Genomic DNA, 10,515 nt, shown 5'->3' with positions numbered 1-10,515 from the left:
TCTCCCGTGGCGGCCGGGCGCACCCGGTGGGCCGCCGCCGCCCCGGTGGGCAGCGCGGCGGACGTGCCCGGCGGCAGCGCGGCGGCGGCCGGTGCGGCGCCCGGCGTGACCGTGCCGATCAGCGGGGCAGCCACCGACATCAGCGCGGGCAGCGCCAGCAGGGCCAGGACCATGAGGATGATCCCGGCCAGCAGCGGCACGAGCCCGGTGCCGTCGTCGGTCACGAGTCCGGTGTCGGTGAGCTGGAACGCCGTGGCGTAGACGATGGCCACGGCCGGCTTGTACAGCACGAACGCGACGATCCAGGAGACCACCCGGGAGAACCAGGCCCGGCCCACCGCGGTGTTCGTGAAGGCCGCCGAGAGCGGGAAGATCCCGGCGAGGATGACGAGCATCGCGCCGCGCAGCACCAGCAGCATGATCTGCACGAACGCGACCACCACCGCGAGCAGGCCCAGGACGATCACGAGCAGCACGCCCAGGGAGTCCGAGAGCACCACCATCTCTCGCACCCGCACGGAGAAGTCCGCGCCGCCCGTGACCCGGTCGAGCAGCCACAGCGCGAAGCCGTCGGCCGCCACGACGGCGAGCCCGATGACCGTCAGACCGGCACCTGCCACGACCACGAGCGTGAGCAGCGAGCGCACGAGGTCCCGCCCGGGCGCCGCCCGCTGCTCCCAGGCCATCTTGGCGCCGGCCACGATCACCGAGAGCACGGCCATCGCGGCGGTGAACCACCACAGGGCGTTCTGGGTGGAGGCGACCGGGGCAGAGCCGCCGGCGAAGCGTTCCGGCGGCACCAGCGCCCCGACCAGCGCGGAGGCCCCGGAGATGAGGACGACACCGCCCAGGACGACGCCGACGCGGCCGAGGTGGCGCTCGCCATCGCCGCGCCGCCCGGCCAGGGCGAGCCAGGCGCCCAGGGCGAGCAGGGACAGCATGGCGACGCCGAGCGAGACCCACACCACCCAGCCCAGGACGGTCTCGACCGCCTCCACCGAGCCGGGTGCGACGTCGCCGGGCGCCACCGCCCCGGTGCCGCTCCCGGTCAGGGTGGGCGTGGCCACGTCCTCCCACATGGTGCCGAGGGACGCGAGCGTGGTGTCCAGCGCCTCGGCCACGGCGGCCCCGAGCTGGTCCAGCGCGGTGGCGCCGCCGTCGGCCGTCCAGCTCGACGTGGCGCACGTGACGTCCAGCGGGTCGCAGCCGCCAGGCGGTGCGCCGGCGGGGGCGGTCGGGTCGGCGGTGGCCATCTACGCCCCCGACCACAGGGTGTAGCCGGTCAGGTCGGGCACCGGGGCGGGAAGGCTCCCGAGCCCGCCGTCGTCGGTGAGGACCACCTTCCAGTCGCCGTCCTCCCAGCGCAGGTCGAGCACGAAGCTGCCCGTCAGGCCGCCCTCGACGCCGAGGGCGAGGTCCACGGACGCCTCGGTGCCGGTGTAGTCCAGCAGCCGGAAGCCGCGGATCTGGTAGCGCACGACGGCGGGCACGGCGGGGGCGCCCTCGTCGGCGATCCGCTCCAGGGCGGCCTCGCGACCGGGGCCCGCGGCGGTCATCTCCGCCGTCATCCGCTCGACCAGGGTGGCGTTCGAGCCCATCGCGGCGACGTTCGCGGCGGCGAGCAGCGCGCCGGTGGGGGTGCGGGCGTAGCAGGTGCGCAGGCCGTCGTCGTCCTCGCCGGGGCCCTGGCCCTCGACCGACGGCGCCGCGACGGTGCCGACGAGGTCCCACCGGGCGTCGGGCGCGCGGGTCAGGGTGCCGGAGTCGGCCTCCGCCGTCAGCCCGCACGCGGAGGGTCCGGCCGACGGCGGGGCGGTGGTCGCGGGGTCGTCCGTCCCCGTCGGGTCCGGCGTCGGCGGCTGGCTCACGCCCGGCGAGGCGGCGGCGCCGGGGTCGGCGGGGGCGCCGTCGCCGCGGGTGAGGAGCCAGCCGGCGAGGATGGCCAGGGCCAGGAGGAGCACCGCGGAGCCCACGAACGCCGGGCGCGTCCACACGCTGCGCCCCTCGTCCGTCGGCACGTCCGCTCCTACGCCAGCGCGCCGACGACGAAGTAGGCGCCGGAGATGACGACCACGCCGGCCAGCGCCATGCCGATGCGCCCGAGGTGCTCGCCGCCCTCACCGCGCCGGGCGTTGACCGCCATGAGCGCCCCGGCGACCATCAGGCCCAGCACGCAGATGCCCAGCGCGATCCACTTGGTCCACGAGAGCAGCTGCAGGAAACCCTCCATGCCGGGCGGGGCCTCGCCCTGGCCGGGGTCCGGCACGTTCGCCAGCGTCACGGTGGCGGCGGTCAGCGCGCCGACGGCGGAGCTCAGCACGTCACGCCTCCCGCACGGGCAGGAGGGTGGCGAGGTCGCGCCGGAGCACCGCGAGGGCGTGCGGCACGGCGTCGCCGCCGGAGCGCCACGCCTCGACCCACGGCACGGACCACACGCGGGGGACGCCCCCGGCGACGTGGCGGGCGAGGTCGCGCAGCGGGCGGGGGAGCCGCCCGGGCGCGTCGGCCATGAGGACGAGACCGAGCAGCTCGACGCCGAGCACGTCGCCGGCCGCCCACTGGGTGGCGGCGAGGCGGGCGCTCTCCAGGCCACGATGGCTGGTGCGGGCGACGAGCACGACGGGCTGGGTCCCGCCGACGTCGCGGGGGAGCGGCCAGGCGTGGCCGGCGGCGGCCGAGCTCGGCACGAACCCGGCGAGGGTGGACTCCCCGGCGCCGCCGTGCGTGCCCAGCCACCAGGGTGCGGGGCTCTCGGTGCGGACCCGGGCCGGCAGCCCGTTCGCCGGCGACGGCACACCACGTTGCGGCATCGCCGGGCCCGTCTGCAGGAGGAAGCGGGCACCGGCGACGTCGTCGCGGTGCGCGAGCCGTGGATGGCTGCCCATCATGTGCGTCCTAAGGGTTGCGTCCGAAGACGGTCCTGATCGGATCACCATCATGCAGTGCCTACGTGATCATGGTCACCTGGATGACGCAAGCAAAACTGGGCGGCCGGATCTGGCCGTCGGCCGCGTCGGGCGGGACGGAGGTCTCATGCGCGCAGGTGCGGTGGGTGCCGGCGCGCTGGCGCTCGCCCTCGCGCTGGGCGGCTGCCTCCCCGGCGGGCCCCAGCCCGGACCAGGGCCCGACGGGACGGCGACGGCGACCGGCGCGGCGCCCTCGCCGTCGCCCGTCCCGGTCCCGCCCCCACCGGCGGGTGAGCCGATGGACGAGCCGAAGGAGGCGGTCACCGGGGCGCCGGTGCCGGTGTGGGACGAGACGTCCCGGGTGCAGGCGCGCCGGGTGTCGGAGGACGCGGTGCGGGCGTGGGCCCGTCCCGACCTGCCCGCCGCGCGCTGGTTCGACGAGCTCTCCGTGTTCCTCACCCCGACGGCGCGGCGGGACTACCAGTGGCTGCAGCCCAGCTCCATCCTCGCCCGGAAGGTGACCGCGGAGCCGGAGGTGGTCGACGAGCCCAGCGTGTACCTGGCGCGGGTCGACGTCGCCACGGACGCCGGGACGGTCCAGGTGCTGCTCTCGCGCCAGGACGGCCCGACGGCGTGGCTCGTCGAGCGCATCGTGCCGCCGGAAGGGCAGGCCTGACGTGCGCCGCCTGATCCTCGTGCTGCTCCTCGCGCTGGCGTCCGTGCTCGTGGGCTCGCTGACGCTGGTGCTCTACATCGACGCGCAGGACCGCCAGGCCACCTGCAACGTGGACGGGCCGGCGGTGCGCGTCGTGCTCGCCGGGGCGCCGGAGGGCGAGGTCAACGGCTACAGCGGCGTGCAGCTGGCGAACGCGGCCGCGATCATCAACGCCGGCGCGGACCTGGGGCTGTCGGTGCGCGACCAGACCATCGGCGTCATGACGGCGATGGGGGAGTCCGGGCTCGAGGTGCTCGACCACGGCGACCGGGCCGGGCCGGACTCCCGGGGGCTGTTCCAGCAGCGGGACAACGGGATGTGGGGCACCGAGGCCCAGCGGATGGACCCCACCGCCTCGGCGACCATGTTCTTCCGCAGGCTCGCCACGCTCACCGACCGCACCACCCAGCCCCCGACCGTCGTGGCCCACCGGGTGCAGGGCAACGCCGACCCGTACCACTACGAGCGGTACTGGCGCGACGCCGTCGCCGTCGTGACGGCGCTGGCGGGGGAGGACCTCGAGGCCGTCGCGGCGGCGGCCGGCCCGAGCCCGTGCAGCGCGCTGAGCGCCGGTGCGGTCACCGCCGAGGGCTGGACCTCGCCGATCCTCGGCAGCGTGCGCTACACCTCCGCGTTCGGGGTCCGCACGCACCCGATCACCGGCGCGCGCGCGCTGCACGCCGGCGCGGACCTCGCGGCGGTCGACGGGCACCCCATCTACGCGGCGGCCGACGGCATCGTGGTCATCGCCGGCCCGTCGTCCGGCGGCAACACGGGGTACATGGTGGCGATCGACCACGGCGGCGGCGTGCAGACGCGGTACGTCCACCCCTGGCCCAACGGGATCCTCGTGCGCGTGGGGGAGACGGTGACCGCCGGCCAGCAGGTGGCGCGCGTGGGCTCCTCCGGCAACTCCACCGGGCCGCACCTGCACTTCGAGGTGCGCGTCAACGGCACGCCGGTCGACCCGATCGCATTCCTCGCGGCGCGGGGCGTCGCGCTGCCCGGGACACGGGTGGCCCAGCCCGCCTGAGCCACCGACCCGGCTGACCGGGTCCGGGACGTGCTCAGTCCTCGAGCGCCACCAGCGTCTGGCTCCGTTCGGCGACGACCTCGGGCAGCATCGTGGCCAGCGCGTGCCCGTCCCGCCCCTGCACGGTCGGCACGCCGTGCTCGGCGGTCGCGTTGCGCAGCGCGGGCGGCTCCTCGATGGCGTCCGGGGTGCCGTGCGCCAGCACCTGCTCCGCCGGCGAGAGCTGCCGGATCGCGATCGCGGCGATGTGCCGCGGGTGCTCGCGGGCGAGCTCGTCGTAGACCATCGGGTCGTGCTGGCCGTCGTCGCCGACGAGCACCCAGTTGATGTCCGGGAAGGTGATCAGCAGGTTCCGCAGCTGCGTGCGCTTGTGCTCGATGCCGGAGCGGAAGAAGCCGGTCGGCGTCGGCCCCCAGTCGGTCATGAGCATCGGCCCCTCGGGGTAGCCGTTCTTGTCCATGAACCGGCGCAGCGTCGGGACCGTGTTCCACGCGCCGGTGGAGAGGTAGAAGATCGGTGCCGTCGGATGGTCGGCGAGCAGCTGCTTGTACAGGTCGGCCATGCCGGGGACGGGCTTGCGCGTCGAGGTGTGCCGCACGAACGTGTTCCAGGCGGCGATCAGTGCCCGCGGGAGCATCGTGACCATGATCGTGTCGTCGATGTCGGAGACGATCCCCGACCGCACGCTCGGGTCCACCACCAGCACCTTCGCCGTCACCGGGTGCGTCGCCGCCACGGCCTCTATGGTCACCTCGTGCCAGCCCGGCTCGAGACCGTGGTCCCGGACCATCACGTCGATGTAGCCGCCGCGGTCGGTCATGGTCCGGATCGACTGCCCGTTGGCGTGCACCGTGACGGGCAGGAAGCCCACCTGGGCCGTGAAGAAGGACCGCCACCCGCGCTGCGCCTCCGCCGCCACGTTGATCGGCCCGAGGGGCGCGGCCCGCTCGAGGGCCTCCGGGTCCTCGGCGTCGACCTGGGGGTCGGCCATGATCACCCGCCCGAGGACGTGCAGGCTCTGGACGGAGCCGTAACCGGTGAGGCCGATGATGCGCGGCCGCCAGCCCTTGTCCTTGAGGTAGGCGACGCTGCGGCGGTTGATGGCGTCCTCGACGGCGGAGGCGATCCGGGACATTCCCATGGGTCACACGCTAGCCGGAGGCCACGGGACGGGCGATGCGAGCCCCGTGGCGTCGACGACGGCGCCGCCGTGGCGAGAAGACACGGGCAGCCGGTGACCCGCGGGTCACCGGCTGCTGTTCGGACCGAGGCGGACGAGCGGCCCGCGTCAGACGCCGTCGCCGTGGATGTGGCGGTCGTCGCGGCGCTCGACGCGCTCGGTGTGGGTGGTGTTCGTGCGCTGGCTGTGCATGATCAGCGCGATGACCAGGGCGATCACGCCCGCACCCATGCAGATGTACCCGATCATCGACAGGTCGACCCCCTCGATGACGTCGGACACCGCGAAGGCCAGGATCGCCCCGATCACGATGAGGAAGATGCCTCCACCGATCCCCATGCCCGCTCCTCTCGTCACGACCCGGCGGTGCGGGTCTGGTGGGCACAGTGTGGCGGGTGCGACAGCGGCCCGCACTTGGAGAGATACCAGCCCGCGCACGGCGTGGAGTCGTGAGAACCCCGCACGGCGCGGGGTCCCGGACGCCGGCGCGTGGCGCCGGACGTCGGCGGGGCCCGCCGAACCGGCGGCGTAAGGTCGACGAGGCTCTGCGCGACGGGCGCCACCTCGTCCGGCGGGGCCGCCCAGAGAACCGACCCGGGTGAGCGGGACCGCCGGCACGGCCGGCCCGCGAGAGGAGAGCAGCGGTGAGTGTGCTGACCGACCGGACCGGCGCCCGGGAGCAGCTCGAGGCACTCCCGGAGGCCACGTCAGAGGTCCGACCGCTGCGCATGAGGCTCGCCGCCTTCGCGATCACCCTCGGCGGACTGCTCTTCGGCTACGACACCGGCGTCATTGCCGGCGCCCTGCCGTACATGACCCGCCCCGCGGACCAGGGCGGGCTCGACCTCGGCGCCCAGGCCGAGGGGCTGGTCACCTCATCCCTCCTCGCCGGCGCGGCCTTCGGCGCGCTCCTCGCGGGCCGGCTCGCCGACCGTCACGGACGACGGCGGACCGTCCTGGCCCTGGCCGTCGTCTTCTTCCTCGGGGCGCTGGGCACCGCGCTCGCCCCCGGGCTCGGGGCGATGGTGGCGGCGCGCGTGGTGCTGGGACTCGCCGTGGGCGGAGCGTCGGCCACGGTGCCGGTGTTCCTCGCCGAGCTGGCGCCGAAGGAGAGGCGCGGCACCTACGTGGCGATCGACCAGCTGATGATCGTCACCGGGCAGCTGCTGGCGTACACGACCAACGCGGTGCTCGCGAACACCGTCGACAGCCCGCACACCTGGCGGTACATGCTCGCCGTCGCCTCGGTGCCCGCCGTGGCGCTGTGGATCGGCGTCCACCTCGTTCCCGAGACGTCCCGCTGGTACGCCGCCCATGCACGCTACGGCGAGGCCCTGACCACCCTCCGGCGCTCGCGGCCCCCGGGCCACGACTGCGTGGGCGAGCTCATGGAGATGGTCGACGTCACCCGGGAACGGTCCCGCGAGCGCCTCGGCTGGCGGGAGCTGCGGGTGCCGTGGGTGCGCCGGCTGCTCGTGGTCGGCATCGGCGTCGCCGTGATCCAGCAGGTCAGCGGCGTCAACACGATCATGTACTACGCCCCGCTGCTGCTCGAGCTCACCGGCCTGGCCACCGACGCCGCCCTGACGGCCACGATCGCCAACGGCGTCGTCTCGGTGGTCGGCGCCCTGATCGGGCTGCGGATCGTGCGGCGACTGCGACGCCGCACCATGCTGCTGGTCGGGCAGGCTGGCATCCTCGCGGCGCTGCTGGCGCTCAGCGCCGCCTTCGCCGTCGCGGTCGAGCCCGCCCTCGCCGCGGGCGAGATGCCGCCGGCCGCCGCCAGCTGGACCGTGCTCGCCCTCATGCTCGTGTTCCTGCTCTTCCAGCAGGCCGCGCTCTCGCCGGTGACCTGGGTGATGCTCTCCGAGGTCTTCCCGCTGCGGATGCGGGGTCTCGGCATGGGGATCGCGGTCTTCCTGCACTGGTGCGTCAACGCCGCCATCTCGTTCGCGTTCCCGGTGCTCGTCGAGGTGGCCGGCGGTGCGACCACGTTCCTCATGTTCGCCCTGGTCAACGTCGGGGCGATCGTCTTCGCGCGGCGGATGATCCCGGAGACGTCGGGACGGTCGCTCGAGGAGCTGGAGTCCGACTTCCGGGCGCGCTGCTCCGCCGCCCGCACCGCGGGGCGGCGTGCGGCGGGTCTCTAGCCGGCCGGGGCGTCGAGCGCGGCGAGCAGCTCCGTCCTGACCGAGTCGATCCACTTCCTGCGCCGGTCCACGCGCTCCTGCCCGCCGCTGCGCTCCCACATGTCGATGAAGGCCTGCTCCCCGCGGGCGATGCGCGCCAGGACGAACGTGCCGCCCCGGTGGGCGCCGGCCACCACGTGGTCGAGGAGCTCCTCGCGCTGACTGCCTCGGGGCAGCCCGTACGACTCCGCGACGAGGCGCAGCCGGGAGGGCACGTCGAAGCCCGAGCGCCCGTAGACCCGGGCGTCCTGGTCGGTCTCCACCGGCACCCAGTGCCGGGCCAGGACCGCCAGGTCGTGCAGGGGTCGGGTCGGGGCGGCGAACTCGAAGTCGATCAGGGCGACGGCGCGACCGTCCCGCACGACGACGTTCTCCACGCACACGTCGTTGTGCCCGACGATCGGCCCGCCGCCGGGGTGCGCGAGCTCGGAGTTCCACTGCGCGCCCGGCGGCGGGACGAAGTCGCGCACCGCCTCGTGGAACTCGCGAAGCAGCCGCGCGGTCGAGGCGAGGAGCCCGTCGTCCAGCGACCAGCTCGGGAAGGGCGGCACGGCGACGTCGCCGGGGATGAACCGCAGGCGCTCCCGGCCCGCCTCGTCGAACCCGAGGGGCTCCGGGACGCCCAGGAACCCGTTGGCCCTGACGTGGCGGAGCAGCGCGAACACCAGCTCCGACCGCTCGGTCGCAGGCCGCCGGACCTCGTCGCCGATCCGGACCACGGCCCCGGCGTTCGCGACGCCGCCGGCCAGCATCTCGCCCCCGGCGTCCGCCACGTCGTCGGCCAGCCCCGCGACGTCCCGGCCGGAGCTCGCTGTCGCGTCGGGAACCGCCTCGTCCGCCGTCGTCACGGCGGACAACCTACGGCCGCCTGCGCACGGCCGGCAATCTGTTCCGGGCCGAGCGGCGGTCGCGCGATCCTGCTCCCCGGAACCTCCGTGGCGGTCCGGGGCTACAGCACCTTGGAGAGGAACGCCTGCGTACGTCCGTGCCGGGGGTTGGCCAGGACCTCGGTGGGGTCGCCCTCCTCCACGATGACGCCGTCGTCCATGAAGATCAGCCGGTCGCCGACCTCGCGGGCGAACCCCATCTCGTGGGTGACCACCATCATGGTCATGCCCGAGGACGCCAGGGCCTGCATGACCTCGAGGACCTCTCCCACGAGCTCGGGGTCGAGGGCGGAGGTGGGTTCGTCGAAGAGCATCATGTCCGGGTTCATGCACAGCGCGCGGGCGATGGCCACGCGCTGCTGCTGGCCGCCGGAGAGGTGGCCGGGGTGCTCGGCGGCCTTCTCCGACAGGCCGACCCGGGCCAGCATGTCCCTCGCGACCCGCTCCGCCTCCGCGCGCCGTCGGCCGAGCACGCGCTCCTGGGCGACGGTGAGGTTGCGCAGCACGGTCATGTGCGGGAACAGGTTGAACTGCTGGAAGACCATGCCGATGCGAGTGCGGATCCGGTCGATGTCGACGTCGGGGTCGAGGATGTCGACGCCCTCGATGAGGATGTCCCCACCCGTGGGCGGCTCGAGCATGTTCACCGAGCGCAGCAGGGTCGACTTGCCGGACCCGGACGGCCCGACCACGCAGACCACCTCGCCCGCCCGGACGGTGAGGTCGATGCCCTTGAGCACCTCGACGGCGCCGAAGCTCTTGCGCAGCCCGCGGATGTCGATCGCCGGCGCCCCGGGCACCGGCCTGGCGTTGTCCCTCATCGGCTCTTCGCCATCTTTCGCTCGAGCCACGCGACCAGCCGGGTCAGCGGGATGGTGACCAGCAGGTACAGCATCGCCGCCATGACGAGCGGGGTGCCGTTCGCGTTCGTGGTCAGGCCGTCGCGGGCGAAGGTGGTCAGCTCCTTGGTGAAGACGGTCGAGCCGGCGATGAACAGCAGGGACGTGTCCTTGAGCAGCAGGACGAACTCGTTGGTCATCGGCGGGATGACGATCCGGAAGCCCTGCGGGAGGACCACCCAGAACATCGTGCGGGCGGGGGACATGCCGAGGGAGCGCGCGGCCTCCGTCTGCCCCTTGGGGACGGCCTGGATGCCCGAGCGGATCACCTCCGCCATGTAGGCGGAGGCCACGAGGATCAGGCCGACCAGCCCCGCTCCGACCTGGCCGCCAGGCACCCGCACGCCCAGCGCGATGGGGAGCATGTACGCCATCGCGAAGATCGTCAGCAGCGCGGGGACCCCGCGGAAGAGCTCGACGTAGGCGGTGGCGAACCACCGGTACGGGGCCACCGAGGACAGCTTGAGCAGCGCCATGACCACGCCGAGCACCAGGCCGCCGGCGAAGGAGATGATCGTGAACAGGATGGTGTTCTTCAGCGCGATGGTGACGATCTCGGGCAGCTGCTCGCGCGCGATGTCCCACCGGAAGAACTGGTTGAGGATGCGCTCCCAGTCCGTCGCGAGCACGACGAAGAGCACCACCGCGGCGAAGATCGCGTAGTTGACGCCCCGGTACAGGCGCTGGCGGGTGGTCCTGCGCATGG

12 protein-coding genes are annotated in these 10,515 nt (G+C 74.1%); 3 read left to right on the top strand and 9 right to left on the bottom strand.

Going from position 1 to position 10,515, the window contains the following annotated elements:
- The 4 genes from ABD774_RS14920 to ABD774_RS14905 all read right to left on the bottom strand — a co-directional run.
- On the bottom strand, positions 1–1,253 hold a 1,253-nt coding region (locus ABD774_RS14920; RefSeq protein ID WP_345042739.1), incomplete at its 3' end, for a TrbL/VirB6 family protein.
- Complete coding sequence (locus ABD774_RS14915) at positions 1,254–2,018, bottom strand: DUF8175 domain-containg protein (RefSeq protein ID WP_345042737.1); 765 nt, start codon at positions 2,016–2,018, stop codon at positions 1,254–1,256. It lies immediately after the preceding gene.
- An 8-nt stretch (positions 2,019–2,026) separates the two neighbouring features.
- Positions 2,027–2,320, bottom strand: a complete 294-nt coding sequence (locus ABD774_RS14910) for a hypothetical protein (RefSeq protein ID WP_345042735.1) — start codon at positions 2,318–2,320, stop codon at positions 2,027–2,029.
- Between the two features lies 1 nt (position 2,321).
- Positions 2,322–2,885, bottom strand: coding sequence for a DUF6668 family protein (locus tag ABD774_RS14905; RefSeq protein WP_345042733.1), 564 nt, complete (start codon positions 2,883–2,885; stop codon positions 2,322–2,324).
- Positions 2,886–3,033: 148 nt separating this feature from the next.
- Between ABD774_RS14905 and ABD774_RS14900 the strand changes: the two genes are divergently transcribed.
- Together ABD774_RS14900 and ABD774_RS14895 are read left to right on the top strand one after the other, a co-directional pair.
- On the top strand, positions 3,034–3,582 hold the full coding sequence (locus ABD774_RS14900; RefSeq protein WP_345042730.1) for a hypothetical protein: 549 nt from the start codon (positions 3,034–3,036) through the stop codon (positions 3,580–3,582).
- A gap of 1 nt (position 3,583) precedes the next feature.
- The gene (locus ABD774_RS14895) at positions 3,584–4,654 is read left to right on the top strand and encodes a M23 family metallopeptidase (protein WP_345042728.1); all 1,071 of its coding nucleotides are present in this window, start codon (positions 3,584–3,586) and stop codon (positions 4,652–4,654) included.
- A gap of 34 nt (positions 4,655–4,688) precedes the next feature.
- Here ABD774_RS14895 and ABD774_RS14890 read toward each other — a convergent pair whose 3' ends face one another.
- Together ABD774_RS14890 and ABD774_RS14885 are read right to left on the bottom strand one after the other, a co-directional pair.
- Positions 4,689–5,795 (bottom strand): App1 family protein phosphatidate phosphatase, encoded by a 1,107-nt coding sequence (locus tag ABD774_RS14890; protein ID WP_345042725.1) that lies wholly within the window; start codon positions 5,793–5,795, stop codon positions 4,689–4,691.
- A 147-nt stretch (positions 5,796–5,942) separates the two neighbouring features.
- On the bottom strand, positions 5,943–6,173 hold the full coding sequence (locus tag ABD774_RS14885) for a DUF6458 family protein (protein WP_248258633.1): 231 nt from the start codon (positions 6,171–6,173) through the stop codon (positions 5,943–5,945).
- Positions 6,174–6,478: 305 nt separating this feature from the next.
- On the opposite strand from ABD774_RS14885, the gene ABD774_RS14880 reads away from it, so the two are divergent.
- Positions 6,479–7,984, top strand: a complete 1,506-nt coding sequence (locus tag ABD774_RS14880; protein ID WP_345042721.1) for a sugar porter family MFS transporter — start codon at positions 6,479–6,481, stop codon at positions 7,982–7,984.
- Here the strand turns inward: ABD774_RS14880 and ABD774_RS14875 are convergent.
- The 3 genes from ABD774_RS14875 to ABD774_RS14865 form a co-directional block, all read right to left on the bottom strand.
- Positions 7,981–8,871, bottom strand: coding sequence for a phosphotransferase (locus ABD774_RS14875; RefSeq protein ID WP_345042719.1), 891 nt, complete (start codon positions 8,869–8,871; stop codon positions 7,981–7,983). The two genes, ABD774_RS14880 and ABD774_RS14875, sit on opposite strands and share 4 nt — an antisense overlap.
- Positions 8,872–8,972: 101 nt before the next feature.
- Entirely contained in the window at positions 8,973–9,731 is a 759-nt protein-coding gene (locus ABD774_RS14870) for an amino acid ABC transporter ATP-binding protein (RefSeq protein ID WP_345042716.1), read from the bottom strand.
- Positions 9,728–10,513 (bottom strand): amino acid ABC transporter permease, encoded by a 786-nt coding sequence (locus ABD774_RS14865; RefSeq protein WP_345042714.1) that lies wholly within the window; start codon positions 10,511–10,513, stop codon positions 9,728–9,730. The genes ABD774_RS14870 and ABD774_RS14865 overlap by 4 nt, the downstream gene beginning before the upstream one ends.
- Between the last annotated feature and the right edge of the window lie 2 nt (positions 10,514–10,515).

This window comes from Georgenia daeguensis (assembly GCF_039537705.1).
Taxonomy (GTDB): Bacteria; Actinomycetota; Actinomycetes; order Actinomycetales; family Actinomycetaceae; genus Georgenia; species Georgenia daeguensis.
This window is presented reverse-complemented; position numbering and strand designations above follow the sequence as displayed.